The 26994-nt window shown below is 62.7% G+C and carries 26 protein-coding genes, 1 tRNA gene and 2 pseudogenes; 18 read left to right on the top strand and 11 right to left on the bottom strand.

Annotation, left to right across the window (positions count from 1 at the left end; genetic code table 11):
- The first annotated feature begins 1070 nt into the window (after positions 1 to 1070).
- The 5 genes from WS91_RS24355 (at position 1071) to WS91_RS24365 (ending at position 4784) form a co-directional block, all read left to right on the top strand.
- The gene (locus WS91_RS24355) at positions 1071 to 1424 is read left to right on the top strand and encodes a hypothetical protein (protein ID WP_059671195.1); all 354 of its coding nucleotides are present in this window, start codon (positions 1071 to 1073) and stop codon (positions 1422 to 1424) included.
- Positions 1425 to 1542: 118 nt separating this feature from the next.
- Entirely contained in the window at positions 1543 to 2130 is a 588-nt protein-coding gene (locus WS91_RS34415; RefSeq protein ID WP_082717736.1) for a hypothetical protein, read from the top strand.
- Positions 2131 to 2204: 74 nt separating this feature from the next.
- Complete coding sequence (locus tag WS91_RS34420) at positions 2205 to 2468, top strand: hypothetical protein (RefSeq protein ID WP_082717737.1); 264 nt, start codon at positions 2205 to 2207, stop codon at positions 2466 to 2468.
- Positions 2469 to 2535: 67 nt separating this feature from the next.
- Complete coding sequence (locus tag WS91_RS34425; RefSeq protein ID WP_082758318.1) at positions 2536 to 4035, top strand: hypothetical protein; 1500 nt, start codon at positions 2536 to 2538, stop codon at positions 4033 to 4035.
- Between the two features lie 167 nt (positions 4036 to 4202).
- A complete protein-coding gene (locus WS91_RS24365) occupies positions 4203 to 4784 on the top strand; it encodes a hypothetical protein (RefSeq protein ID WP_063889492.1) in 582 nt (193 codons plus the stop codon).
- 306 nt (positions 4785 to 5090) lie between these two features.
- Here the strand turns inward: WS91_RS24365 and WS91_RS36275 are convergent, their stop codons facing one another.
- Complete coding sequence (locus WS91_RS36275) at positions 5091 to 5234, bottom strand: hypothetical protein (RefSeq protein ID WP_156432469.1); 144 nt, start codon at positions 5232 to 5234, stop codon at positions 5091 to 5093.
- Between WS91_RS36275 and tnpA the strand changes: the two genes are divergently transcribed.
- Genes tnpA through tnpC form a run of 3 tightly spaced genes read left to right on the top strand, consistent with a single transcriptional unit; the run spans position 5221 to position 7583 of the window.
- Positions 5221 to 5661 carry an IS66-like element accessory protein TnpA gene (tnpA, locus tag WS91_RS24370; protein ID WP_082717739.1) on the top strand — a complete coding sequence of 147 codons (441 nt, stop codon included), beginning with the start codon at positions 5221 to 5223 and terminating at the stop codon, positions 5659 to 5661. The two genes, WS91_RS36275 and tnpA, sit on opposite strands and share 14 nt — an antisense overlap.
- Entirely contained in the window at positions 5658 to 6002 is a 345-nt protein-coding gene (gene tnpB, locus WS91_RS24375) for an IS66 family insertion sequence element accessory protein TnpB (protein ID WP_059584471.1), read from the top strand. Before tnpA ends, tnpB begins: the two co-directional genes overlap by 4 nt.
- 30 nt (positions 6003 to 6032) lie before the next feature.
- Positions 6033 to 7583: an IS66 family transposase gene (gene tnpC / locus WS91_RS24380; protein ID WP_059584473.1), complete on the top strand. Its 1551-nt coding sequence runs from the start codon at positions 6033 to 6035 to the stop codon at positions 7581 to 7583.
- A gap of 158 nt (positions 7584 to 7741) precedes the next feature.
- Here tnpC and WS91_RS36280 read toward each other — a convergent pair.
- The 4 genes and pseudogenes from WS91_RS36280 to WS91_RS34440 form a co-directional block, all read right to left on the bottom strand.
- Positions 7742 to 7819, bottom strand: a pseudogene (locus WS91_RS36280) (IS66 family transposase); the annotation flags it as partial.
- Positions 7820 to 7846: 27 nt separating this feature from the next.
- Positions 7847 to 8827, bottom strand: coding sequence for a TadG family pilus assembly protein (locus tag WS91_RS24385; protein ID WP_226377204.1), 981 nt, complete (start codon positions 8825 to 8827; stop codon positions 7847 to 7849).
- A 1070-nt stretch (positions 8828 to 9897) separates the two neighbouring features.
- Positions 9898 to 10221, bottom strand: a complete 324-nt coding sequence (locus WS91_RS34435) for a type II toxin-antitoxin system RelE/ParE family toxin (protein WP_082717742.1) — start codon at positions 10219 to 10221, stop codon at positions 9898 to 9900.
- Positions 10218 to 10454: a ribbon-helix-helix domain-containing protein gene (locus WS91_RS34440; protein WP_066574974.1), complete on the bottom strand. Its 237-nt coding sequence runs from the start codon at positions 10452 to 10454 to the stop codon at positions 10218 to 10220. The genes WS91_RS34435 and WS91_RS34440 overlap by 4 nt, the downstream gene beginning before the upstream one ends.
- A gap of 818 nt (positions 10455 to 11272) precedes the next feature.
- Between WS91_RS34440 and WS91_RS24390 the strand changes: the two genes are divergently transcribed.
- From WS91_RS24390 to WS91_RS24415, 6 genes and pseudogenes are all read left to right on the top strand, one after another.
- Complete coding sequence (locus WS91_RS24390) at positions 11273 to 12325, top strand: hypothetical protein (protein WP_226377205.1); 1053 nt, start codon at positions 11273 to 11275, stop codon at positions 12323 to 12325.
- Positions 12326 to 12417: 92 nt separating this feature from the next.
- The gene (locus WS91_RS24395) at positions 12418 to 12636 is read left to right on the top strand and encodes a helix-turn-helix transcriptional regulator (protein WP_059584475.1); all 219 of its coding nucleotides are present in this window, start codon (positions 12418 to 12420) and stop codon (positions 12634 to 12636) included.
- Positions 12637 to 12638: 2 nt separating this feature from the next.
- Positions 12639 to 13095 (top strand): annotated as a pseudogene (locus WS91_RS38025) (hypothetical protein).
- A gap of 539 nt (positions 13096 to 13634) precedes the next feature.
- Positions 13635 to 13892, top strand: coding sequence for a hypothetical protein (locus WS91_RS24405; protein WP_059584478.1), 258 nt, complete (start codon positions 13635 to 13637; stop codon positions 13890 to 13892).
- Positions 13889 to 14230 carry a hypothetical protein gene (locus tag WS91_RS24410; RefSeq protein WP_059584481.1) on the top strand — a complete coding sequence of 114 codons (342 nt, stop codon included), beginning with the start codon at positions 13889 to 13891 and terminating at the stop codon, positions 14228 to 14230. Before WS91_RS24405 ends, WS91_RS24410 begins: the two co-directional genes overlap by 4 nt.
- Positions 14231 to 14370: 140 nt before the next feature.
- Positions 14371 to 17223 (top strand): DUF927 domain-containing protein, encoded by a 2853-nt coding sequence (locus tag WS91_RS24415; protein WP_059584482.1) that lies wholly within the window; start codon positions 14371 to 14373, stop codon positions 17221 to 17223.
- Between the two features lie 132 nt (positions 17224 to 17355).
- Here the strand turns inward: WS91_RS24415 and WS91_RS24420 are convergent, their stop codons facing one another.
- The 6 genes from WS91_RS24420 to rph form a co-directional block, all read right to left on the bottom strand.
- Positions 17356 to 17601 (bottom strand): helix-turn-helix domain-containing protein, encoded by a 246-nt coding sequence (locus WS91_RS24420; RefSeq protein WP_059584485.1) that lies wholly within the window; start codon positions 17599 to 17601, stop codon positions 17356 to 17358.
- A gap of 709 nt (positions 17602 to 18310) precedes the next feature.
- Positions 18311 to 19540: a tyrosine-type recombinase/integrase gene (locus WS91_RS24425; RefSeq protein WP_059584487.1), complete on the bottom strand. Its 1230-nt coding sequence runs from the start codon at positions 19538 to 19540 to the stop codon at positions 18311 to 18313.
- Between the two features lie 154 nt (positions 19541 to 19694).
- Positions 19695 to 19782, bottom strand: a tRNA-Ser gene (locus WS91_RS24430).
- 128 nt (positions 19783 to 19910) lie between these two features.
- Positions 19911 to 21128 (bottom strand): radical SAM family heme chaperone HemW, encoded by a 1218-nt coding sequence (gene hemW, locus WS91_RS24435; RefSeq protein ID WP_038750963.1) that lies wholly within the window; start codon positions 21126 to 21128, stop codon positions 19911 to 19913.
- Positions 21125 to 21751: an RdgB/HAM1 family non-canonical purine NTP pyrophosphatase gene (gene rdgB, locus WS91_RS24440; protein WP_038750962.1), complete on the bottom strand. Its 627-nt coding sequence runs from the start codon at positions 21749 to 21751 to the stop codon at positions 21125 to 21127. Before rdgB ends, hemW begins: the two co-directional genes overlap by 4 nt.
- Position 21752: 1 nt before the next feature.
- Complete coding sequence (gene rph, locus WS91_RS24445) at positions 21753 to 22484, bottom strand: ribonuclease PH (RefSeq protein WP_038750960.1); 732 nt, start codon at positions 22482 to 22484, stop codon at positions 21753 to 21755.
- A 171-nt stretch (positions 22485 to 22655) separates the two neighbouring features.
- Here rph and WS91_RS24450 point away from each other — a divergent pair, with 171 nt between their 5' ends.
- The 4 genes from WS91_RS24450 (at position 22656) to WS91_RS24465 (ending at position 26968) form a co-directional block, all read left to right on the top strand.
- Entirely contained in the window at positions 22656 to 23579 is a 924-nt protein-coding gene (locus tag WS91_RS24450) for a YicC/YloC family endoribonuclease (RefSeq protein WP_038750959.1), read from the top strand.
- A gap of 6 nt (positions 23580 to 23585) precedes the next feature.
- Positions 23586 to 24269 carry a guanylate kinase gene (gene gmk, locus WS91_RS24455; RefSeq protein ID WP_038750958.1) on the top strand — a complete coding sequence of 228 codons (684 nt, stop codon included), beginning with the start codon at positions 23586 to 23588 and terminating at the stop codon, positions 24267 to 24269.
- A 60-nt stretch (positions 24270 to 24329) separates the two neighbouring features.
- Positions 24330 to 24533 (top strand): DNA-directed RNA polymerase subunit omega, encoded by a 204-nt coding sequence (gene rpoZ, locus WS91_RS24460; RefSeq protein ID WP_006025620.1) that lies wholly within the window; start codon positions 24330 to 24332, stop codon positions 24531 to 24533.
- 65 nt (positions 24534 to 24598) lie between these two features.
- Entirely contained in the window at positions 24599 to 26968 is a 2370-nt protein-coding gene (locus tag WS91_RS24465) for a RelA/SpoT family protein (protein WP_038750956.1), read from the top strand.
- Positions 26969 to 26994: the final 26 nt, after the last annotated feature.

A 26994-nucleotide genomic window follows, 5' to 3' on the forward strand; every position in this document is an offset into this window, starting at 1 on the left:
AATCTGATGCGAACCGCGCATCCCGAAAAACACGGAGGAACGACGCGTATCACGTCGACGAAATGCACTTTTCCACCGCTTACGTGGCGAGTTGAGGGTGATCATTTCGCGCCAGATCAATGACCTCGAACAAAATAGGGGCGTCTTTGTTCGTGGCGAGTATCAAAATCGAGACAATATGCGAAGGATGTGGCTCAAAACTCGACATATGGCACTACCCCAAGCGCTGTCTACTGCTCGCCGTGCCATCTGAGGTGATTTACTCAAATCAATCTGGTCACCGCGTTTCATTTTTGAGGCCAAAGTCTAAAGGCGTCGTGCTTTCCCTGGCCCGAACGGGGCGCATCGTTGTGGAAATCCAATCAGTTCAATACTTGGCGCGCTGTTTGCTTATCAAGCCGTGCGTCGAGAATTTATGTGAATTCAGATGCTACGACTTGCGAATTAATTTAAGACAATGCCTCGGGGATATTGCGATGGAAACTGCAAGCAACAGTGTGAGGTACATCACATTTTTGCGTTGTATAAGCAATGGATTTGTGTGGATATCCGGGTTTTTACTCATTCGATTCGTGAAAAAACAGTCGCGATCATGGGTAATATCCGAGCGAATCGTTCAACGCGCACTGTCACCGCTAGTTTCGGATGCCGTGTGAATACTCACCCCTGTCGATGCCGCCGATCGGCGTGCAAAATCACGCTGCCGCATGTGAGTGGATGGCCGATCCAACATGCTACGAGTGCGATATTGATCGATACAAGAGGGGCATCAATCCAACGGATGCTTGCGCTCCGGTATATCTCGCCTCATCCATTTTCGCATACTCAGAAGCGTGGTTACGGCATGATTCCATGCTGGCAACACGCGCCTGCCATCATCGCGCCTGTCGGAGCTATAGATAGTTACTAACTCGTCGCCATTGTATGACGCACGAGTTTAGAGATGTTAAAAACAGTTTTGTTAAATGCAATTTCAAAAAAATATCAATTTGTAATCCTAATTGATATTTGGAAGACTGATGGCGTGCGGCCTTCCTTTTTCTCCACGTTCACGCCATAGGAGTTATGCCATGAAGAAGCTTCTGATCGCAGCAGCAGTACTCGCGGTGTCGGGTGCGGCATTCGCAAGCGGTACCGGCACGTCCACGTCGAGCGATGCCACCAGCGGTGGTGCAACGTCGGCGGCGGTGTATGGCAAAGGCACCTTCACCGCGACCGACGAAGGTGCAGCCCTCGGTGCAGCCGGCGCCGTCGCTGGCTCGGGCAAGAACGTGACCGGTAGCGGCACGATCTCCTTCGCCGGCCATACGAACACCTCCTCGGTGAGCGGCAAGGGCGACGGCAACGCACAAGCGCAGGGTATCAGCGGCGCCGATGCGAACGCGCAGGCATGGTCGACCCTCGGCATGAGCCGCCACTACTAAGGCGCGTTCCGGGAACACGACATCAGGTAGCGAAGTGGAGGCTGAATCCTGACCAGGCCATCAGGGAGGACGGATTCAGTCTCCTTTCTTGCCAATCGTCCTTCAAAAAGGGATCGTCATGAAAGCGAATGTTATTTTTGCGGCGGCTCTCGCAGTGCTTTCGACCGCTGCGACGGCAGGGCCGACTACGTCGAGCCAGACGCAATCCGTCACAGGCGGCGTGTCCGGATCGGTACTCATCGGTTCGGGAAGCTATACCAGCAACTCGACATCTGTTGCAGGATCGGCGGCAAACAGCACGGCCACGCCTGCAGGCTCGACCGCAACGGCCTCCGCGATGCACAACTCGACTTCGACCGCCAGTGGTTCTGGAAAAGACGGGGGCGCGTTCGCAGCCGGCGGTGGGATCGGTGTCGCCGGCGCCAGCGGAACAACCCAGGATACGAATGCAAACGCCGATGCGCTATCCGGCGGCGTCACTGCAACGATCGTTCTGGGCGCGAGGAAATACACGACCACCACCGCGAACGACAAGGGCAATGCGAATGCGGGTGCAATCGCGCTGACCGGGAGGAACGGCTCTGCCACGATCGCCGGCGCAGATCACATCAATACCTCCAACGCCAACAGCACGGGTTACGCCGGCTCGCCGTCTGCATCTGGCGGAAGCCAAGGTGACGCCAGCGCCATCTCGAGCAGCAAGTGATGCATCCGTTGGGGACCAGCTTCTCACGAACGCTGGTCGTCAGATTGGTTCTGTTGTCATTGTGAGGACTTTGCATGAAGCAGACATTGATTGCCGTCGCGCTGGCGCTTGCCACGACATCGGCTTATTGCGTCGACCGAACTTCGGCCGGCGATGCGCAATCGTCTTTGCAAACGCCAAACGACCAAACTCAAACGATCATCTCGCGGGAACGGGCGACGCCATCAAAAAGCAACCCTGCCGAGGAAGCAGGTGCTCAACAGGATCGGGGTTATTGGGTCGATTCGTGGCGCGAGTTGGGCAACGGCTGGAAACAGCTCGGGGAAGCAAAAAAGTAGGTAGAGCAGGAACCGGGAAGTGATTCGGTTGTTAGGGTCGGGAGGTTAACCTAATCCGGAGTATCGTATGAACAGCGAAAAGATCAAGGTGGCGTGCGCGACAGTATTTGCATTGGCCACGATCAGCGGGCACGCACAGACGACATCAAACTCGAATTCGAGTGCGCAGTCCGCGTCCAATTCCGTGTCGATTGGGCAAGGGGGAGGCTCAAGCCTCAACACCATCAACACGACGACGTCGTCGCGCGGCGGGAATGCGCGGGGGGGAGACGCTACGAGCAACAGTTCGTCGCAGGTGCACGGCAGCGGGAATTCGAACGTTCAAGTCAATGTGTCGTTGCCGTCAAGCGGCACCAGTTCATCGCCAGCGGCGACCCTCGCGGCCCAGGATGTGGGAACCCCAGGCTCGAGCCCGTACAACACGCAGACTACCGACAACGTGAATTATTCCGGCACGCAGACTATCAAGACGAACCCGACCATTCAGGCGCCGGGTTTAACCACGACGCTGTCGGACACGTGCATGGGTTCCCTCAGCATCGGATTGTCGCTTCCCGGGTTCGGCGCAACAGGTGGGACAACGCTGGTCGATCAGGCTTGCGTTCGTCGCCTCGACGCCCGCGAGTTTCGGGCCATGGGGCTGACGGATGTCGCGCTCGCCCTGCTATGCCAGAGCGATGCCAATCGGCGCGCTGTTGAGGCGACCGGTCATCTTTGCCCGGGCACCACGGCACCGCTCGCGCGCTCCAACAATGCAGCCAACGTCGAAGCGGTTGCGGCGGATGACGAAAAGTACCGTGATCCGCTGGTGCGCCATCGTTTAGGCTTGCCACCGCTCGAGGGAGTTGGAAACAACGCGGCCGCCATCAGTACAGTTGCGCGCGCTAGCACGCAACGCGAAGCAGCCAGTGTTCCCGCACGCATCGCAGCGCCTGTCGTTTCGGCCGCGCAGGCAGCAACTGCTGCCGCGGTACCCAGTGCGGCGCCGGTTGCCTCGGCTGCACCAGTCGCGGTGCCGGTACCCGCGGAGCTCACCGCGCCGGCACTGGCGATCGCGGCTGCGCCCGTCAATGCGAAACCGTCTCAAGCCGAGACGAAGCGAGCGTCGGAGTCCAGTCACGAAGTCGGCGCTGCATCGGGGGCGCCTTCGTCGCAGGCAGATTCGAGCGTAGCGCCGGCGGATCAAGGCGACAACGCGAAACAGCAAGCGATGAGCACCACGATACCGAACAGCGCTCCGTTATTGTCGGTCGAGCCGGCTGCCACTCCGACCCCGGTTTCTGCCCCGATTGTCGCGCCGGTAATTACCGCTGGCCCGGCAGGTGAAGGCGTCGGTGCACAGAAATCCGCGCCAGTCGTGGACGCCCTGCCCGAAACCGACTCACAGCCTAACGGCACTTTGGCGACGGATAGCGACGCAAGGGCCACGCAGCCCCCATCAGAGCCTCAGGCAGCGCCAGTTGCCGCTCCCGCGTCGGACGGGACAGGTGGACCCGCAACGGAGCGAAGCGCAGCACCGGCTACCAACGTATCGCCGAAAGTCGTGTCGACGAGCACCACATCCTAAAATATGCAAAGGAGTTGCCATGTGCGAGATTCTGCGTCTTCCGTGGAAGTTGGTTGGCCGGGTGCGCACGTAGGGGGATAATGCTTCCCATATTCCCCTTACTTTGAGGGTGTTGGCTCCCCCGGGCCCGCACCCCTTTTTGCCTAGCAAGTTGTATGGAGGCGACCATGAGGAGCGCATTGTTTATGTTGGCATTCTGTAGCGGGCAGGCGATCGCCCAGGCCAACTTGTCGAACCAAGCGTTGCTCGCCATTCTCAGCGAACAAAATGCTGCGAATGCACTCAACGTTCAACAGACGATCGCCATGCTGCCGCGAGCTGAAAACTCGGGGTGTGTTCCGATGGTAATGATGAGCGAACCGCTAGTTGTTTATATTGATCCGCGGGAAGGCCATGCGCTTGCATGGCAACCCGAGACCTTCGATCGCCCGCCAGCCTTCGAAGCCCGTTCATGGACTGTACCCGATAAGTTGAGCTCAGTACGGCATCGTACCGAGAAGATGCAGGCCAAACCCTGGTCCGATGCTGACATTACGACAAAGCACATCGCGGAGTCGTCGCACGCTTCCGCGTCTGGGACGGTGCGCCAATGGAAAACGAGCAACTTGGCGATGACCGAACGCTCGACGCAGGGCGAGGTATCCGTGAACGGTAAGACGTATCGCCAGTTCAGTGCGGACGCTTATACGAGCAACGAACAGCCCCGGGAACCACTGACTTCCGGTGTGCGGGTCATATTCTGCCGGTAACAGCCCTCCGACACGTGATGGGTTCCAGTGATACGGCGGGCAAGCCCGTGAATACCGTCAGACAACCGACGCACCGAACGACGTGAAGACGATCAGCGCACCATTGCCCCCTTGTCGAGGTATTCGTCCTTTTCGTACTAAATCTGGCGGTTTGTTTTGAATCACATTTTAAATCAATAATTTGAGAAGTCCTCGACTTTACCGAGCCGCGCCATTTGGATGCAAAATCCGGCACTTTCACCCGGTCGCGCCCACTAGCCCCAGTCGCATCCGGTAGTCCGTCAGCAGTTGCTGTTGCGTGGTAAGTCATATCAGCGCCTCGTGGAGGCCGTGGTAGACGGAGTCGAGAACCGGCACCAAAGTGATGCCGATCATTTTCGATTTGATGGACATCACTTCGACAGTAAGCACCTCACGACGGCCGTCGTAGACGGCGATGAAGAGCGACATCAAAGTGGTGCCCATCATTTTGGATTTGATGGACATCACTGTGACGGAGTCGGAAGCCAAGCCGGGTAGCCGCAAGGGACGCCCGAACCATGATCCCGAGTTTCGACGCCGGCTTGCGGCCGCGGCCTGCGAGCCTGGTGTGTCGGTTGCGAAGTTGGCGCGGGAGAATGGCATCAACGCAAACATGCTGTTCACCTGGCGGAGCCGGTATCGCGCGCAATTGCAGGTCGAATCGACGTCGCTGATTCCAGTGGCGGTGGTTCATGAGACGCCGCCGGTGACAATGCCACCGGATGCCCCCGACGTCGACCATCCGACGCCGCGAACCGGGACGATCGAGATTCGGATCAGCGGGGTGATCGTCAAGGTCGACGGCGTGGTCGATGCCGATACGCTGCGGGTCGTACTGGGGAGTCTGCGGTCGTGATCTCCCTGCCCACGGGTACACGCGTCTGGCTTGTTGCGGGCATCACCGACATGCGCTGCGGATTTCAGGGGCTGGCGGCGAAGGTGCAGACGGCGCTCGAGGAGAATCCGCTGGGTGGCAACGTGTTCATCTTCCGGGGACGCCGGGGCGATCTCGTGAAGGTCATGTGGGCAACCGAGGACGGGCTCTGGCTTCTCGCGAAGCGGCTTGAGCGTGGCCGCTTCGTCTGGCCGCAGGCCGATGGCGGCAAGGTTCATCTGACGGCGGCGCAGCTGTCGATGTTGCTCGAAGGCATCGATTGGAGGCAGCCGCGTCGTACCGCGGCACTGTCGATGTTGTAAACCGCGCGGAAGGCTCGTAAACTGCGCCGCATGTCGAACGGCGCCGAACTTCCTGACGATGTTGAAACGCTGCGGGCCTTGCTGGTCGAGGCCCGTGCTCAGCTTGCCGAGCGTGATTTCGAGATCGAGCATCTCAAGGCGCAGATCGCCAAATTCAAGCGCATGCAGTTCGGGCGCAAGTCCGAGCAGTTGGACCGGGAGGTCGCGCGGCTCGAAACCGCGCTCGAAGATCTGACGGGTGAGCGTGGCGTCGCGGATATGCGACGCGCCCGCCAATCGAGTGCGGGCACGCCGGCCGGCGACGCGTCGCCGAAGGAAGCGCTGCCGCCGCATCTGCCACGCGAAGAACGCGTGCTGGAAGCTGACGCGACCTGTCCGAAGTGCGGCGGCGCCATGCAGCCATTCGGAGAAGACGTGTCCGAGCAACTCGCCCGGGTCGCGGCGGTGTTCAAGGTGATTCGCACGATCCGTCGCAAGTGGGTCTGCCCGTGCCACCACATCTCGCAACCGTCCATGCCTGGCCTGCCGATCACGCGCAGCATCGCCCATCCGAGCCTGCTGGCCGACATCCTCGTCTCGAAGTACGCGGACCACACGCCGTTGTATCGGCAGTCGCAGATTGCCGCGCGCGACGGCGTGAAGCTCGATCCGGCCAGCATGGGCCGCTGGGTCGGTCAGTGCGAGGCGCTTTGCGAGCCGCTGACCGAGGCGCTGCGCCGCTACACGATGGCAACGTCGAAGCTGCATGCGGACGACACGCCGATCCCGGTGCTTGCGCCGGGCAACAAGAAGACGAAGACCGGACGGCTCTGGGTGTACGTGCGCGACGACAGCCGTTCGGGTTCGGCGGAATCGGCTGCAGTGTGGTTTGCCTACTCGCCCGACCGTAAAGGCATCCATCCCCAGACCCATCTCGCCGGATTCGCGGGCATCCTGCAGGCCGACGCCTACAGCGGCTTCAACGAACTGTACGAGCGCGGCAAGATCCGTGAAGCGGCATGCTGGGACCACGCGAGACGGTACATCTACGAGGTTCACGACCGCACGCCGACCGACGCGACCCGACAGGTACTCGAATTGATCGGCGAGCTCTACGGCGTTGAGGTCGACATCCGAGGCCGACCTGCTGCTGAACGGCTGCGCGTGCGGCAAGAGAAAAGCGTGCCGTTGCTTGCAGCCATCAAGGCGTGGATGACGGGCAAGCTCGCCACGCTGTCGAAGAAATCCGAGCTGGCCAAAGCGATCCGTTACTCGCTTAACCAGTGGGATGCGCTCGTGCTGTATGGCAAAGAGGGCTGCGCCGAGATCAGCAACGCCCTGGCTGAAAACGCGCTGCGCTGTGTGAGTTTGGGGCGCAAGAACTTCTTGTTCGCCGGCTCCGATAGCGGCGGCGAGCGGGCTGCCGCGATGTACGGTCTGATCGGGACGTGCAAGCTCAACAGGATCAACCCGCGCGCCTACCTCGAATACGTCCTGACCCATATCGCTGACCATCCGATTAACCGCATCGACGAACTGTTGCCCTGGAACGTGGCCACCAAGCTGCCTCGGCAGGCTGACCCATCGGCGTCTACTGATTGATTGCCAGCCAATGATAACCAGGTAGTCCGATGCCCGATCATGCCTCACGCGGCCGTCGTGTTGCGGACGGCCGCCGCGAGGTGCTTACCTTCGACAGAATCCGAAGAGAAACCGGGTAGCCGCAAAGGTCGGCCGAACCATGATCCGGAGTTCCGGCGGCGACTCTGGTTTTCGCACCAGTTGTTATCGATCGGGACTTGCGGATCGTCGAGGTAACGCATCAGCGCGGCCCATCGCATCCTGCGTCGCGTGCGAATCTCGGCTCAAAACGCGAGCCTTGGCGGCGCGTAGACGCCGTAATACGGCCCGACGCCGGTTGCGACGCCGGTCAGTTTGACGCCGCTGACGAAGTGCCCCTGGATGTACTTGGCGCTCCCGCCGACCGATGCGTCGATATGGAAGGCGGCGAAGGCGACGATCGCGACATAGGTCTTGCTGGACGTCTGCGTGACGACCGGCAGCACCACGGTCGTCCCTACCGGAACCGATCTGTAAAGCGCCGTCTTCGCCCCCGGGACGAGCCAGATACTGTCGCCGATGGCAAACGGCGACGGATTGCCGGTCGCCATCAGGTTCGTCATCGTCGTCACGTCGTTCGCCGTCGACTGAAATGAAGTCCATTGGCCTGCCATGCAGGACATGCCGTATGTCTGTCCGTTCGTCACGATGAATTCGTACGGCAGATTCGTCGACGGATTGACGAGCGGCTGATTGGTCGCCAGGTTCCAATATTGGTTGTAGACGCACTGGTCCAGCGCGATCGGAAACAATCCGCCCGAAGCGACCGCCCCCGGTGCCGCGATCGCCGCCACAGCGGTCGCGCTGCCGGACACGCTATCGATCCCGAGCAGGCCTCCCAGCAGTAACGGTATCGCCCCGCCGTTGACGCCCGTCGCGCGCGTCATCGTGACCTGCACCGCCGGCGCGTCGTAGGTTCCAGGTGTAATGGTCGTCGCTTGCATGCCGGCCGGGCTGCCGGCCAAGTTCCAGTAGCCCGCCTTGACCATGCCGGCCGAAAGCTTCACGCCATCCGACGCGTTGAGAGCCACCGCGCCGTTCGCCGTCGAGACGGCCTGCGCCCAGTTCGGACCGGTGTCGATGGATTGCATCAACGCCGCCGCACCAGTCAATGCCGCTGCATCGGCTGCGTTTTGCAGCTCGTTGCGCACCACCGCCACGCGCGCGACGTCGATCGCGAATGCGCCGAACGACAGCAGCGGTATGAGGAACAACAAGAAGAACAACGCGATTGATCCGTCCTGCTGTTTCGCAACCTGCCCGCTCGCTCGAGGATCAAGCGCAAGCCGATGCGTATATCCGGCCCACCCAGGTCGAAGCCCGCTGGCCCCAATGGAATCCGCTGACTCATTCGTCATTTTTGCCACGGACCGTGATGTCCAGAAGACGATGCAGGTTTGATGAGTCCCGATCTTACCTGTTTGCCATTACAACACTACCTTGCGCAACCTTGGACTACGGGGTGGTGATCGGATGCGATACGATGCCGAGGCACATCAAGCCGCGGTGACTGGAGGCGGATAGACGATCCTTTCCCTCATAGCGAAATTCCAGACATGGCATCTCCTGCCTCCCGTCAAGTTCGCGCGATCCGTAATCGCGGGCAGGTATGTTATCGCAGACGTATTTTTTGCCTACTGACAATAGTCACAGGCCTCTGAGAACCTTATAAATAAAGGCTCTGAGGAGAAACTGCCAGATTTAGTACGAAAAGGACGAAAATCCCTCGTCGCCCGGCAAGTACACCGTGCACGGGGTGGCCGTAGCCTCCGACAAGCATCGGACCCAGGGCGACATGCGTCCAAAGTGAAATGACGAAGGCCGATGTTGCATACCAGCATCATTTTTCCTTGTTCATCGCGTTTCGCGTCACTCACGAGTAGTCGTCCAATACCTCGTACTGACGGCACGCCGACGTCGACTTATTTCGTCACGCGATGTCGCCACATCATCGCGCCCGAACTCGTCATGTCTTCGCAGCAATGGAAACGCGCCACCCTTCGCGCGTCACGTATTAACACTGCGACATTTTTCGCCGATTCCGAAAGGCGACGGTATCCCCGTACGCCTGGCTTCCCCATGCATCCGGCAAGCGGCCGCCTTGGCACGTTGCCAGCTTCTTTCGACGCGCTGCCAATGGCGGATTCGACGCGCGTTCGAGGACGACTGGCTATCAGTTGGTCGGGGTACAGTAGCTGCGCGTTGTATATGGTGGGCCGCTTTGGGGTATCGGCGTATCCCGAATTCGTTTCTTGTCGCGTCGGCCCTTGAAGGCGGTTTCGGCTAAACGGGTCTCTTAATGCTCACTGACGAGCCAATCGGCGAAATTTCTCTGGCCATGCAGAACACGCCAGACATCGATGTGGTCGTCCCTTTCCACATAGCAGACTATGTACGGGTAGCGCTTCAACGACCAACAACGTAATTCAGGAATGCCAAGCTCGTATGCATAGCGCGTCGAACCTGAGGACGGATGGCGACATATGTGAGCGTAGGCTTGTTCCAAAGCATCAATGAAGCCCAACGCGGCTCGTTCGGCGTCTTCGTTCACATACCAGCTCACTGCGTCATCGACATCTTGCCTAGCCAACGCTCTCGGAATAAGTGGCTTAACCTTCATCCGCGAGCGTTCCGTACGCGTGCACGCAAGGAGTCAAAATATCCCTCATCGACGGCCGGCGTCTGCGCTGCTGCAGCTCCCTGCAACAACAGATCGCGAAGTCGCTGACGGTCTTGATCCTTACGAATAAGCTCGCGGACGTACTCGCTGCTGGTGCCGTAGCCACGCTGACTGACTTGTTCGTCGACAAATACTTTCAGCGCTTCCGGCAAGGAAATGTTCATCGTGCTCATGCGAGCATCCTACTTAGTTTGGCAAAATTTGGCAAGTCCATAATTTCCCCATAATTTCCCAAGAAAAATGGATCCAGATTACGAGCTTCTCGTGGGATTGTTGCAACTCACGGGTGTTAGGTCTCAGCGAGGACCTGCACGGGGCAGATCACTGCACGGCTATATCGATGAGGCGCGTGCCGATGTGTTCGACAACAACGAATACTTCTACAATCCTCACCGGCGGCATTCAACATTGATCTTCGTTAGCACAGAGCATGGCGTGTCATTACATCCGTCCGGGAGAACGGGGGAAGGTCACGCACACCAGATGACTCAGTCAGGCCTTTGCTGCGCGATTGCCAAAACTCCGAGCCAGGCTGGCCTCGCGGGCCTAGCGTGCGTTATTTCTGTTTTCTGAAGCGACCACTATGGCCGATATGAAGAATGTGCCTGTTCCGCTAGTCTCGCAGTCTCCACGTACCGTCGGTGGTATGCCGCTGGCCATCTGGGCCGCGAATCGTTAGTGGTGCCTGTGGGCGGCAACCTGGGGCGGCGCGTGCTGCTGAGTCTATTCATCCTGCTCTACAAGAACGAGTTGGATGTAACTGCCCAATTAGGTCTGCCGCCAAACCGCGTCGTGGAGATGGGCGCACGGTCGGACTTGGCCTGAGCGAAGCCATCGTCACGGCCGGCGCCGTTGCGCGGGGCTTTGCCGAGGGGTGGTGATGGAGGGGTGTCCTGGATTCATTCTAACGTCGCAGAGGCTCACGTTTTCGTTCGAATTGGGCTTGCCAACCCGCCGCGTCTATTCACACACATTTTCTCAGGGAGGCTACTTGCTGCTACAAGGGCTGTACAGATCGTTTGGCGCGGTCGTTGATGACGTTGGCTATGAAGTGAATTGCCTTGACACAATCGCGCTGCGTAATCGGCACGTCGCGATCAATCCGCTCTCTGATTACTTCTTCGCTGATCTACTCGCTCCGCTCGATCGCCGTGATGTAATCCGCCGCCGCCCCGAATGGCAGGAAATGGCTCTCAGCCTGGCGCGATTTATTGAGACCACCCTCGGACGGTACTGGGAAATCGAAGGCGCTTGTCGCCGAAACGTGTATTGCTGGCGGCGGGCCGAAGTCGTGGAAAGATGGGATTACCCGGCCTGGGCACAACGCGCCGCAACAAACTTGATGTACAAGGCGTATAGCATCTTCAAGCGCGGTGGCGAAGCCGATGCTGATGACGGCAACTTGTTGATGATGGCCCGACAGTACATCGGTGCGCATGATCTACTGACTGATGCGCAACTGCTGTCGGGGCTTGCGATTCGCGAGGCTGCTCGTGCCATCGAGCATCTCGTCCGGCTCGCGCGGGACGTTGAGCATGATCCGAACGTCGCCTTTTGGCTCAAAGCATGGCTCAGGTCGGACGTGCAGAGTAACGATTACGCACGAGACCAATTTGGTGCTGAACTGGATGCTCGCATCGATCGCGCGGCACTGGATATCTTCTACCCCGATCTGGAAACGGTGACGGACTACCGCATCCACGCGGAAAAACTGCTGCTGCTCGCGAGCGTATGCGCGACAGGACGCCTGTCTTCCACCGAGGCGAGCAGACTGTTCGCGCAGTTGGAAGCCCGCGAACAGCACATCGAGGAGCTTGGCTCGACCGTTGACGAGATGCGCGCGAAGCGGGCGAGCTTCCAAATCAAGGGAACCCTCGCGCGAACGAAGCTCACGGCGGCTGACAAAGACGAAGTGAAACGGCAGTACGACGACCTAGTCGCCGCGCACCCGGACAAGCAAGTCAAAGATATCGAACTGACACTTGCCGACCAATGGGGCGTTGCACGCAGTACCATTCAGCGCGCGGCTGGAAAGAAGCACTAGCCGATGGCATGCCAATCATATGATTGGCATGCGCGAGCCTTCTAGACTCCGCTCCAATCCTTGCGATTGGCAGGGAGCATCTAGGAGGCTTTATGACAGTTCAATTCCAAGCAACCGCAATCCAACCGCGCCGCATCGTGCGAATGCCGGCGCTGCTGGAGCGCGTTGGCCTCAGCGAAAGCGAGGTCCGTCGCCGCATCAAGGCCGGCACGTTCCCGCGCCCCGTGAAACTCGGCCCGCGCGCCATCGGCTTCGTGGTCGCCGACGTGGACGCGTGGCTCGACGCCCTGACGACGCGGGAGGCAGCGTAAGCATGACCCAAGGTGAAGCTCGCCGAACCGCTGCGATGTGTCGCGCGTGGCTCGACGCTTGCACGGCGTTCGAAGATGCGCGCGTGACGTGCGGCAATCTCGATCTGCTTCGGATGGCCGTGTTCCTGGAGCGCGTGTCGACCGCTCTTTGGGCGTCGGATAGCCACGCCTGCCAACTGGCGGCGATTCATGCGACGCAAATTGCCCAGTTGCTCATCGCGCCGGGCAACCTGTCGCCTGTGTCGCGTGTGATTTTCGCGAGCGAGCTGGAAGGCTCGGTGCTCGACGTGGGCGACGCGTTGGACGATGCAGGCCGGCCACTCGCCGATCCAATCGGTGCAGCAAATCGACGCCATTATCGACGTGCTGTGGTCGCGTGGCGACGACCAGCACGCCCGCTCCGCCGTGCGGCTGCAACGCATCGCGGTCACGCTGATCGAAAACGGGCTCAGCGCATGACGATCGCGCGCACCCAAAGTCGCTTTGCCATGACGCGGTGTGGCCGGCTGCGGCTGCGCCGCTTCGTCGTTTCGGGTTTGTCGCTCGGCAAATTTGCGCCGCGCGGCCTCGCGCGGTATCCTATGCGTGTCGCTGAGACAGCAGCGACCCGGATTGGCGTCCGGAATCTGAAAACGGCGGACGACCGCCATTTGGCGGTATTTTTTCGTCCGCGCGTCAACGCACGCCTTCAACGGTCGGGCCTTGGCGGGGGTGCCCTCGGGCACGCCGGTTTCCGTTTTCGCCGGTACGCCAACCCTGTCATGTGCCCGGCCACCCCAATTGGCGTTGGGAGCCGGGTTCGTTACCACGAAAACGGAGGTCGCACCCAATGCGCAAGTGCACACACGCCTATTCCGGGCGAAATGTTCCCCTTATCCACTCGATCATCCGCGCCGCGCTGCGCGAAGCAGCCACCGCCGACACGTACCCATCCACGCTCGATGCGACCGGCGCGGCCCTCGTCGCCATCGCGGCGCTCGTGCGTGCGGAGGTGCGGCGTGGCTGATGCGTTGTCGATCCACATGAACGACGGCCGCCGCATCGAATTCGCCGGCACGCTCGCGTTGTCTCACTTCGTCGCGAGCCGTGCGATGCACCTCGAATCGCTGCTGCTGGCGTTCGCCGACGACGGCTTCACGACGTTTCAAGACATGAGCGAGGGCGCGCGCGTCAACCTGCTTTGGCTGGTGCAGGGCATGGCGAGCGAACTGCGCGAGCTGGCCTTTGCGATGACCGTTGTCGGAGGTGCGCAATGAGCCAGTACGTCCGAACCGCCGTGATTGAAGGATTCGACAACGCGCCGCCGCTCGATACCGGCGCACCGATCGAACTGCAATTCGCCGTCGACCTCGGCGCGGTCTGCGCCGACGCATGGCTTGAGCTGAAAGGCGAAGTGCGTCTGTACGACTACGCCGCCTTTCAGGTCGATGCCTTCGTGCGCGGGCTGAAAGCCGGCATGCGCGACGACGGCGAGGTCGATGCGCATCGCGTCACGGTCAGCCGCCACGCGTTCGCCGCCGGCCTGATGGGGCGTGTGCAACAGCACCTGTTCGCGGCGCTCGGTGTCACGCGCGATCCGCGCACGACGCACTGAGGCGACCATGATGCTCGGCCGCTAGGCGGCCGTCAGCATCATTCAATTCTTCGCGCGCCGGTAACTGGCTACCCGATATGGACTACTAATCGGATAGCTGGCCGGCGCGCGTCCAATGGGAATCTATGAGTAACACACCCATGTCCGAATTCGAGCGGGCGAGCGTCGCGCTCGGCTATGTTCCGGCCGACGATCGCGACACGTGGCGTCAGGCCGGCATGGCGCTCAAGGCCGAATTTGGCGAAGAGGGTTTCGCCCTCTGGAACGAATGGAGCCAAGGCGCGCAGAACTACCACGCAAGAGACGCCCGCGATGTGTGGAAGTCGTTCAAGGGCGGCAAGATTACCATCAACACGCTGTTCCACCTCGCAAAGCTTGGCGGCTTCGATCCGCGCGCGCATCGCGCCAAGCCGGTCGATCCAGAACAGCGCGAACGGCAGCACGCTGAGCGCGCCGCCCGCGAGGCGGCCGAGCTGGCTGCGTTGACCGAGAAGCAGCAAGCCGCGTCGGCGCTCGCCGAATCGATCTGGTCGGCGGCCGAGCCCGCGCCGACCGATCACCCCTACCTCGTTCGCAAACGCATCCCCGCCGACGCGCTGCGCGTCTATCGCGGCAACCTGAGCATCGGCACGGCCGCATGCGACGGCGCACTCGTCATTCCGGCGCGTGATGCGGACGGCAAGCTGTGGACGCTCGAATTCATCCTGACCGATGGTCAGAAACGCTATCTGCCGAACGGCCGTAAGGCAGGCTGTTTCTCGCTGATCGGCGGCGCGGTATCTTCGGTCTTGCTGATCGGCGAGGGTAACGCCACGTGCGCGACGCTCGCGGCCGCGACGGGCTACCCGGCCGCCGTCGCGTTCGACGCCGGCAACCTGCACGCCGTCGCGACGGCACTGCATGGTCGGTATCCGGACGCGCGCATCGTCGTGTGCGCCGACGACGACCACACGACGAACGGCAATCCGGGAATAGCCAAGGCCCGCGCAACCGCCGAAGCCGTGGGCGGCACGGTGGCCGTTCCCGACTTCGGCCCGAACCGTCCGGCGGCCGGTACGGACTTCAACGATCTGGCTGTACACCTCGGCCCGGATGCGGTAGCCGCTGCCGTGCGCGCAGCGCTCGCCGTAGACGGCTCGCCGGGTTCCAATAAGGGCAAGGCTAGGCCGCCAGCCACGAAGCCCGCCAAGCGCCCGAAAACGGCTCGCGCGCAGGATGGCTCGTGGCGGTTCGAGGTCGACGACGAAGGCGTCTGGTATCACGGCTTTAACAATCAGGGCGATCCGCTGCCGCCGCATTGGATCAGCACGCGCATCGACGTGATCGCGGAGACCCGCAACGAGATGAGCAGCGAATGGGGCTATCTGCTGGAATTCACCGACCGCGACGGCATCCTCAAGCGATGGGCGGTGCCGGCCGGCCTGTTCGCGGGCGACGGCACCGAGCTGCGGCGCATGCTGCTCGATATGGGCGTCAAGCTCGGCGTCACGCAGACCGCCCGCATGCAGATCGCGAACTACATCCAGATGGCGCGGCCCGACGAGCGCGTGCGCTGCGTGCCGCGCGTCGGCTGGCATCACGGCGCGTTCGTGCTGCCCGATCGCGTGATCGGCACGGGCAAGGAGGCGCTGATCTATCAGGCCGATACGCCGATCCAGAGCCAGTTCAAGGAGCGCGGCACGCTCGACGACTGGCGGCGCGAGGTCGCGGCCTACTGCGTCGGCAACAGCCGGCTGCTGTTCTGCATCGCGACCGCCTTTGCGGGTCCGCTGCTGCACTTCTCGGGGCTCCAGTCGGGCGGCTTTCACCTGCTCGGCACGACCTCCAAGGGCAAGTCGACGGGCGGCGTGATCGCTGCGTCCGTGTTCGGCTCGCCGGACTACGTGCGGAGCTGGAAAGCGACCGACAACGCGCTCGAAGCGGTCGCCACGCAGCACAGCGACGCACTGTTGATCCTCGATGAAATCGGGCAGGTCGAGCCGCGCTTGGTCGGCGACGTGATTTACATGCTCGCGAACGAGTCGGGTAAGGCGCGCGCGTCGCGCAACGGGTCGGCCAAGCCAGTCCTGACGTGGCGGCTGCTGTTCCTGTCGAACGGCGAGAAGAGCGTATCCGCGCTGATGGCCGAGGCGAACAAGCCGATGAAGGGCGGCATTGAAGTGCGCTTGCCGGCGATCCCTGCCGAAGTGGGCGACATGGGCGTGGTGGAGGAACTGCACGGCTTCCCGACGCCGGCCGCGTTGATCGAGCATCTAGAGCGGCACGCAGGCAAACACTACGGCACGGCCGGGCCGGCGTTCATCGAGTTCGCATCCGCGCAGGCGGACGAGCTGGCGGAACATCTGCGCAAGCGCGTTGATGAGCTGGTGACGGAATGGGTGCCGGACGGCGCGCATTCGCAGGTCGCGCGTGTCGCGAAACGATTCTGCCTTGTTGCTGTGGCGGGCGAGCTGGCGACCGCGCAAGGCCTGACCGGTTGGCCGGAAGGCGCGTCGGTCGATGCGGCGCGTCGTTGCTTCGAGGGCTGGATGGAGTTGCGCGGCGGCGCGGGCAATTCGGACGAAGCGGAAGCCGTGCGTCAGGTGCTGCACTTCCTCGTCGCGCACGGCGACAATCGTTTCGTGCGGATGAACCGCGCGCAGGACGACCATCGGCCGAACGTGCCGCACCGGGCGGGCTTCAAGCAGCACGTAAAGCGCGACGAGCGCCGCACGGCGATCGCGTCCGATCGCGAGTATTACGCCGAGTTCGGCGACAAGATGAGCATCGACGATGCCGAAAGCGTCGAGACGGAATATCTGATCGAGGCGGCCGTGTTTCGCAAGGACGTGTGCGCCGGCTTCGATCACAAGATGGTCGCCAAGGCGTTGATGAAGCGCGGCGTGCTGATGCCGCGCAGCGACGGCTATCCGTATCGACAGGAGTACATCCCCGGCCACGGGAAATTCATGGTGTACCGCGTTCGTCCGTCGATCTTCACGCTCGAACTGTGAACCGCGCCGCCGCCGTGCGGGAGGGCGGCGGCGGGAATTCCTTTGCGCGCGATTCCACACCCGCGAATCAAAGTTGCTTTGGCAATGCGCACCAGATGGAACCGGGCGGCGCACGCTATGTGTTGCCTGCGCCTACAGGCCGGCGTTACGCAGTAACTCGGAGGGAAGAAGTTGCAATGCGTGCGCAATGCGGACGATATTCATGAAGGTAACGTTTCGTTCACCGCGTTCAATCTTGCCCATGTGCGAGCGGTCGATCTCTGCAAAATCAGCCAACGCCTCTTGCGACATCACCAATTCCTTGCGGCGAGCGCGAATCGCCGCGCCGAGCGACACAAGGTTCCCGTCCTTATCAAGTTTTCCCGAGATTCTTGCCATGCCTTGAATCGTCGCGCTATGGTGCATTCAAGGACACGGTATTTACGGACCATTTTCAGTTCGTCATGTCGCCTAGCTGTCATGTTGAGCTATAGATTGTCCTAAATTTCGATTGGAGCAGCCCCGTAAATCACTGGGCACGAGCCGGGAAAGCCGGTCTCGAATCTTGCTGAATTCGTAACGATCCGGGTTCGTTTATCTCCAGTATCTCCAGCGTTCTCCAAGTCTGTTTGGAGACAATCAAAGCCTTACGCCACAAGGCTTTGCGGCCGATTCTGGCGTTTATCTCCAAATCTCCAGCGTGTTTTGCGCTGAGCGGCTTTGCGGCGGACACCCGAGACAAGCGCAAGCGTAGGCCGGGCGCGGCTCTCCGCGAGTTGGAAACCATCGAAAACGCGTTTCCGCAGGGGGAAGTCGGCGACGCGCTCCCACCCACATTGTTGCGTCCATCGCAAGGGTTCAGCGGCCGGAGTCGCGGGGGGCCCCCATGCCGTCGCCGGCATGCGGGGGCTCACACCCGCGTCCTTTCTCTACTGGTGACGGATATAGGGGGGCCACATAATCATAGCGGGCTAAATCAATTGATCGCGTCACGTCCAGGTCACGCCCGTTTTATCGGTGAGAAACTCACGGAAGGGGGACATATTCATAGCGGCAATGGCGCTCACGACCAACAGGCGCACCGTCGAACGCCCGAGCGGCCAAGCGGTCAGGCTGCGGCCTTGGTTAATGTGGTCGCCACTTCTTGCTCGATGTAGTCGGCCCATGCCTGCATCAGCGTGCGGCGCTTTTCGAACAGGTCGCCGCGCCTGTACGCCGCCTCGGTTTTGTCGCGGATCGCATGCGCAAGCGCCATCTCGACTACCTCGTTCGAAAACGATGTGCTCTCTGCCGCCCAATCCCGGAACGTCGAGCGGAAGCCGTGGACAGTCAGCGTGCCACGCTTCATGCGTTCCAACACTTGCAGCATCGCCATGTTGGACATCGGCCGTCGAGCCCTCATGCCCTCGAACACGACGGGCGAATCCTCCGACGTAGGCAGCGCTTTCAGCAGTGCCAACGCCGCCGCCGACAACGGAACGCGATGCGCTCGCTTGGCCTTCATCCGCTCGGCTGGAACGGTCCAAAGCTGCGCATCCGCGTCGAATTCATCGTGGCGCGCACCGATCACCTCGCCGGTACGCATCGCCGTCAGGATCGTGAATTCCAGCGCACGCGCCGCCGTGCCGACCATGCCGCGCAGTTCTGCGACGAACGCGCCAATTTCCGTGAAGGGAAGGGCGGTGTGATGCTTGGGCTTTTGCACCTTGGTCGGCGCGGCTAGCAGTTGATCGAGATGTCCACTCCAGCGAGCCGGGTTCTCGCCGTCACGCAGGCCACGCACCTTCGCCCAATCCAGCACGTTCTCAATTCGGCCGCGCAGGCGCGATGCGGTCTCATTTTTCGTTAGCCAGATCGGCTCAAGCACTCGACGCACGAGGTCCGTGTCGATGTCGGCCGGGCGCAATGCGCCGATGATGGGATAGGCATAGGTCGCGAGGGTGTTCGTCCACTGTTGCGTGTGCTTCGGATTCACCCATTCCGCACTGCGTGCCTCGATAAACGCCGTGGCGCACTGCTTGAAGTTCAGCGCGCGGGCTGCGTCGATCTTGCGGCGGGCCTTCTCCTGCTTGCGCAGCATCGCAGGATCGTTGCCGCCCTGCACGGCCGCGCGATGCTCGTTCCGTGCCGCTCTTGCGGCCTCTAGCGTGACGCGTGGGTACGGGCCGATCTGTATCAAGCCTTCGCGGCCGTCCGGCTTCATGTACCGGAACTGCCAGTACTTCAATCCGTTGGGCTTGACGAGCAATGCGAGACCGCCGCCATCGCTAAGGCGATAGGCGCGTTCGCGCGGCTTGGCCGCGCGGCATTGCAGATGACGTAGGAGGCTCTCAGGCATTGTCGTTATAGGTCCAAAAAGTACCCGGAAAAGTACCCGGCAAAATTTGGAATTTTACGACTTTTCTTGGATGCTTACGAAAGCTCAGATTGCCCGCAAACCTTTGTCCGGCTTGGCTTTGCGGCATTTATTGAGAGGCGGGGAAAGCGTGTCCTGGCGGAAGCGGTGAGATTCGAACTCACGGACGGTTGCCCGTCGCTGGTTTTCAAGACCAGTGCCTTAAACCACTCGGCCACGCTTCCAAGGCCGTGCATTGTAACCGAAATGGCGCGCGAATCGTCGGCGTCGCCGCGTTCGATTCGCGCGTTTGCGCATCGGCCGCTCGTTCTTCGGCCGAGCGTCGCCTGGGTGCAGATCGAGCGTCAGCCGGTCATTCGTCGCGCAGGAAAAGCGCCTGCAGATCGTTGAGGAAGCGCTGGCCGAGCGGCGTCGGCGCGATGCGCACGTGATCGCGGACGATGAGGCCGCGTCGCTCGGCTTGCGCGAGTGCGGGCTCGATCGCGGCGAGCGACATGCCGGTGCGTTCGGCGAAGCTGTGCACGGGCACGCCTTCGACGAGCCGCAGCGCGTTCAGCATGAACTCGAACGGCAGATCGCGCGGCCCGACTTCGCGTTCCTCCTGCACCGCCGCGCCCGCTTTCGCCTGCTCGATGAATGTCGCCGGATGCTTGTAGCGCGCCTGACGCAGGATTCGGTTCGGAAACGACAGCTTCGTGTGCGCGCCCGCGCCGATGCCGAGATAGTCGCCGAAGCGCCAGTAGTTGAGGTTGTGCTTGCACTGCCGATGCGGCTTCGCGTAAGCGGACACCTCATAGCGCGCGTAGCCCGCCTGCGCGGTGCGCTCGTGCAGCCAGTCCTGCATGTCGGCCGACATGTCGTCGTCCGGCACGGCGGGCGGGAACTTCGCGAAATACGTGTTCGGCTCGAGCGTCAGGTGATAGAGCGACAGATGCGGCGGCGCGAACGACAGCGCGGTTTCGAGATCGGCGCGGCATTCGTCGAGCGTCTGGCTCGGCAACGCGAACATCAGGTCGAGATTGAAATTGTCGAACGTGCGCGCGGCGATCTCGACCGCGGCGCGCGCCTGCGCGGCGTCGTGGATTCGGCCGAGCGCCTTCAGGTGCGCCTCGTCGAAGCTCTGGATGCCGATCGACAGGCGATTCACGCCGCTCGCGCGGAATTGCGCGAACTTCGCCGCCTCGAACGTGCCGGGGTTCGCTTCGAGCGTGATTTCGGCGTCCGCGTCGAGCGGCAGCAGCGCGCGCACGTCGGAAAGCAGCCGGTCGAGGCCCGCCGCCGACAGCAGGCTCGGCGTGCCGCCGCCGATGAACACCGTATGCACCTGGCGTCCCCAGACGAGCGGCAGCGCGTGCTCGAGATCGGCGCGCAGCGCGTCGAGATAGTCGCGCTCGGGCAGCGCGCCGCCGTCCTTCCATTCGTGTGAATTGAAGTCGCAATACGGGCACTTGCGCACGCACCACGGGAAATGCACGTACAGCGCGAGCGGCGGCAGCGACGCGAGCCGGATCTTGCCGGGCGCGGCGAACGTCGCGACGACGCGCGCGCCGTTGGCGGCGGCGTCGCTCATCGAATCTCTCCGAGCCGCGCGACGAGCGCTTTCAGCGCGAGCGCGCGATGACTGACCGCGTTCTTCGCGGCCGGCTCGAGCTCGGCCGCCGTCGCGCCGAGCGCCGGCACGAAGAAGTGCGGATCGTAGCCGAAGCCGTGCGCGCCGCGCGGCGCATCGACGATCTCGCCCGCCCAGCGGCCTTCGGCAACGATCGGCTCCGGATCGTCCGCGTGGCGCACGAGCGCGAGCACGCAGCAGTAGTACGCACGCCGGTCGGCGACGTCGCGCAGTTGCTCGACGAGATACGCGTTGTTCGCCGCGTCGCTCCTCTCGCGGCCGGCGCGCTGCGCGTAGCGCGCCGAGTAGACGCCCGGCGCGCCGAGCAGCGCGGGCACGCACAGGCCGGAATCGTCGGCGACGGCGGGCAGGCCCGTCGCGCGCGACGCATGGCGCGCCTTCGCGAGCGCGTTCTCGACGAACGTCACGTGCGGCTCGTCGGCTTCCGATACGCCGAGCTCACCCTGCGGCACGACAGCGATGCCGGCCGTCGAGAAGAGGGCGGCGAACTCGCGCAGCTTGCCGGGGTTGTTCGACGCGAGGACGATGCGCGAGAGCGCGGCGTCGTTCGATGCGTGCGACATCTCAGGCCTCCAGCGCGGCGCGCTGCAGGCGCACGAGCTCGCCGATGCCGGCTTGCGCGAGGTCGAGGAGCGCGTTCATCTCGGCGCGCGAGAACGGCGCGCCTTCCGCGGTGCCTTGCACCTCGACGAAGCCGCCCGCGCCCGTCATCACCACGTTCATGTCGGTGTCGCACGCGGAATCTTCGTCGTAATCGAGATCGAGCACGGGCTCGCCGCCGAACACGCCGACCGAGATCGCGGCGACGTAGTCGGTGATCGGCGAGCGCGCGATCTTGCCCGCCGCGACGAGCTTCGTCACCGCGTCGTGCGCGGCGACGAACGCGCCCGTGATGCTTGCCGTGCGCGTGCCGCCGTCGGCCTGGATCACGTCGCAGTCGAGGTGCAGCGTGCGCGGGCCGAGTGCGTTCAGATCGAACACCGCGCGCAGCGCGCGGCCGATCAGACGCTGAATTTCCTGCGTGCGGCCCGTCTGCTTGCCGCGCGCGGCTTCGCGGTCGCTGCGCGTGTGCGTCGCGCGCGGCAGCATGCCGTATTCGGCCGTGAGCCAGCCCTGGCCGCGATCGCGCAGGAATTCGGGCACCCGCTCGGCGACGCTCGCCGTGCAGATCACTTTCGTATCGCCGAACTCGACGAGCACCGAGCCTTCCGCGTGCTTCGTGTAGTGGCGCGTGATGCGCACGTCGCGCAGTTGGTCGGCGCGGCGGCCGCTCGGGCGTGGGGAGGAATTCGTCATCGGGGCAATGTGCAGAGGAGAAAGCTGAATTTTACCGCGCGCACGGCGCGTCGGCCCGGCGGGTCCGGCCCGCAAAAATGGGATAATGGCTGTTTCGCGCCCCGCGCCTCGCAAGCGCCGGGCGTCTCGAATCCTCCTGGCCCGCTGGGCCATCAAACGACGGGACGAACGATGATCTACAGCATGACGGGCTACGCGAGCGCGACGCGCGATCTCACGACGGCCTCCGGCAACGGCGGCACGAGCGTATCGGTCGAACTGCGGACTGTGAATTCGCGGTTCCTCGACCTCAATTTCCGGATGCCGGACGATGTGCGCGCGTGCGAGCCGGCGCTGCGCGAGATGCTGATGAACAAGCTGTCGCGCGGCAAGGTCGACGTTCGCATCAATTTGCAGCGCGGCGACCAGAACGTGAACGCGGGCGCGCTGAACCACGCGGCGCTCAGCCAGCTCGCCGAGCTCGAGCGCGCGGTGCTCGACGCGTTTCCGGGCGTCGGCCGCCTGCGCTCGGGCGAGATCCTGCGCTGGCCCGGCGTGCTTGCCGAGAGCGGCGTGTCCGCCGAGGCGCTGCGCGAGGCGGTGCTCGCATGCGGCAAGGAAGCGATCGGCGAGCTCGTCGTCGTGCGCTCGCGCGAGGGCGCGCAGCTCGCGGCGATGCTGCTCGCGAACGTCGCGGAGATGGAGGCGATCGTCGCGCGCATCGCGCCGCTCGTGCCGGAGCTGATCGCGAAGCACCAGCAGAAGATCGTCGAGCGGCTGCAGGAGGCGCTCGGCATCGCGGCGCCGGTAGGCAGCGCGCCCATCGCTTCGCGCGAGGAGGCGGCCGAGCGCATTCGTCAGGAAGTGACGATGTACGGCATCCGCATCGACATCGCCGAGGAGCTGTCGCGCCTCACCGCGCATCTGAACGAGACGCGCCACGTGATCGAGAAGGGCGGCCGCGTCGGCAAGCGTCTCGATTTCATGATGCAGGAGCTGAACCGCGAGGCGAACACGCTTGGCTCGAAGGCGGCGGCGAAGGAGCTCGCCGATGCGTCGATGGCGCTCAAGCTGCTGATCGAGCAGATGCGCGAGCAAGTGCAAAACCTGGAGTAACGCAACATGACCGATTCGAACCGCGACGGCGCGGCAGCGCATTCACTGCACGTCGGCGTCTATCCCGGCAATCTCTTCATGGTCGTCGCGCCGTCGGGCGCGGGCAAGTCGACACTCGTCAACGCGCTCTTGTCGAAGGATTCGGAGATTTGCCTGTCGATTTCGTACACGACGCGCAAGGCGCGCCCCGGCGAGCAGGACGGCCAGCATTACCACTTCACGACGGTCGAGGATTTCCGCGAGCGTCACGCGCGCCACGAGTTTCTCGAGAGCGCCGAAGTGCACGGCAACTACTACGGCACGTCCCGCGTCTGGATTGAAGAGCAGATGAAGAACGGCCACGACGTGCTGCTCGAAATCGACTGGCAGGGCGCGCAGCAGGTGAAGAAACAGTTCCGCAACGCGGTCGGCATCTTCATTCTGCCGCCGTCGCTCGCCGCGCTCGAGGAGCGCCTGAAAAAGCGCGGGCAGGACGAGCCGAACGTGATCACGCGGCGCCTGCTCGCGGCGGGCAGTGAGATCGCGCACGCCGCGGAAGCGGAGTACGTCGTCATCAACGAAACCTTCGAGCACGCGCTTGCCGAGCTCGAGTGCATCGTCGCCGCGACGCGCCTGCGCTTCACGTCGCAATATGCGCGGCACACCGAACTTTTCGTCGAGCTCGGCATTCATCTGCCGCACGCGGAGTGACGGCGGCGAACGAGGCACATAAGGTAGAATAAGGAACATATTCAGAAGGAACGACCCAACATGGCTCGCATAACCGTTGAAGACTGCCTGAAGCAGATTCCGAACCGCTTCGAACTGGCACTCGCCGCCACTTATCGCGCGCGGCAGCTCGCGCAAGGCCATACGCCGAAGATCGAAAGCCGCGACAAGCCGACGGTCGTCGCGCTGCGCGAGATCGCGGCCGGTCAGGTCGGTGTCGAAATGCTGAAGAAAGTGCCCGTTTAAGGCACACTCGGTTTCTTCAGCCATGTAGTCCACGCGCAACCGACGAGCGAACCCAGGAGGCGAAAATGAGCACCACACCATCGTCCGCCTCCTCGGGGGCCGGGCACGCCGAGGCCACCGCACCGTCCCCCGCGCGTCAATATATCGACGCGGTCCTCGAACAGTCGTTTCGCCATCTGTTCGGGCCGACCGCGACGCCGGAGCAGCCGCGCAAGCACGGCGTCGTTTCCATCGCGAAGCTGACGGCCGCGCTTGCCGATTACCTCAGTCCTGAGGAAATCAAAGAGGTCAAGGCGGCGTTCCACTTCAGCGACGAAGCCCACCTCGGCCAGTATCGCCAGAGCGGCGAACCCTACATCACCCATCCCGTCGCCGTCGCGGAAATCTGCGCCGGCTGGAAGCTCGACGCCCAGGCGATCATGGCGGCGCTCTTGCACGACGTGATGGAAGACCAGGGCGTGACGAAGAGCGAGCTCGCCGAGCGCTTCGGCCCCAAGGTCGCGGAGCTGGTCGACGGGCTGTCGAAGCTCGACAAGATGGAGTTCAGGAGCCGCGAGGAAGCGCAGGCGGAAAACTTCCGCAAGATGCTGCTCGCGATGGCGCGCGACGTGCGCGTGATCCTCGTGAAGCTTGCCGACCGCCTGCACAACATGCGCACGCTCGGCGCGGTGCCGATGGAAAAGCGCCGCCGCGTCGCGCGCGAGACGCTCGACATCTACGCACCGATCGCGCACCGCCTCGGCCTGAACAACACGTATCGCGAGCTGCAGGACATGAGCTTCGCGAACTTCAATCCGCATCGCTACGCGACGCTCGAAAAGGCGGTGAAGGCCGCGCGCGGCAATCGCCGCGAAGTGATCAGCAAGATCCTCGAGTCGGTGCAGCGCGCGATGGCGGACGCGAAGATCGACGCCGAGATCACCGGCCGCGAAAAGACGATCTTCAGCATCTACAAGAAGATGCGCGACAAGCAGCTGTCGTTCTCGCAGGTGCTCGACGTGTACGGCTTCCGGATCGTCGTCGAGCATCCGCTCGACTGCTACACGTGCATCGGCGTGCTGCACGCGCTCTACAAGCCGGTGCCGGGCAAGTTCAAGGATTACATCGCGATTCCGAAGGTCAACGGCTATCAGTCGCTGCACACGACGCTCGTCGGCCCGTTCGGCGCGCCGATCGAGTTCCAGGTGCGCACGCGCAAGATGCACGAGATCGCGGAGGCGGGCGTGGCCGCGCACTGGCTGTACAAGAACGGCGGCGCGGATCTGAACGACGTGCAAAAGCGCGCGCATCAATGGCTCAAGTCGCTTCTCGACATCCAGAGCGAGGCGGGCGATTCGAGCGAATTTCTCGAGCACGTGAAGATCGACCTGTTCCCGGACGCGGTCTACGTGTTCACGCCGAAGTCGAAGATCATGGCGCTGCCGCGCGGCGCGACCGCGCTCGATTTCGCATACTCGATCCACAGCGATCTCGGCAACCAGTGCGTCGCCGTGAAGATCAACAACGAACTGCTGCCGCTGCGCACCGAGCTCAAGAGCGGCGACATCGTCGAGGTGATCACCGCGCCGTACTCGAAGCCGAACCCTGCGTGGCTCGGCTTCGTGCGCACCGGCAAGGCGCGCTCGGCGATCCGGCATTATCTGAAGACGATGCGCCTGAACGAGTCGGTGCAACTCGGTGAGCGCCTCGTCGACCAGAGCCTGAAGGGCTACGGGCTCGCGCTCGCGGACGTCGCGCCCGAGGTGTGGGAAAAGCTCGTGCAGTGGACGGGCAACAAGAGCCGTCAGGAGATCTTCGCGGACATCGGTCTCGGCCGCCGAGTGGCCGCCGTGATGGCGAAGCGAATCGAAGTGCTGATGAGCGGGCGCGATGCGGACGACGATCTGCCGCGCGCCGAGCGTCACGCGGCCAACCACGCGCCGCCCGTCGTGATCACCGGCACGGAGGGGATGTCGGTGCAGCTGTCCGCGTGCTGCCGGCCGATTCCGGGCGACGACATCATGGGCTACATCGGCATCGGGCTCGGGATGGCGATTCATACGACGGCCTGCCGCGTCGCGCAGCGCATTCACCGGCGCGATCCGGGCCGCTGGATCGACGTCGCATGGGCGCCGCAGCCGGGCCGCCTGTTCGACGTCGCGGTGAAGGCGCTCGTGAAGAACACGAAGGGTATTTTCGCGCGCGTCGCGGCGGACATCACGTCGGCCGACGCGAACATCGTCCATATCGCGATGGACGAGGATCTGACGCACGAATCGACGGTGTTGCGCTTCGTGATCCAGGTGAGCGATCGCGTGCATCTCGCGAACGTGATGCGCCGCGTTCGCACGAATCCGGACGTGATGCGGATCATGCGCGAGCGCTCGAACGACGACGTCGTGCATGCGCGCCACGACGGCGGGATGCGGATCGATCGCGAGCGGCAGGATTACTAGCGTGCGGATGGCGCCCGGCGCGGGCG

Source organism: Burkholderia sp. MSMB1498 (assembly GCF_001526245.1).
GTDB classification, from domain to species: domain Bacteria; phylum Pseudomonadota; class Gammaproteobacteria; order Burkholderiales; family Burkholderiaceae; genus Burkholderia; species Burkholderia savannae.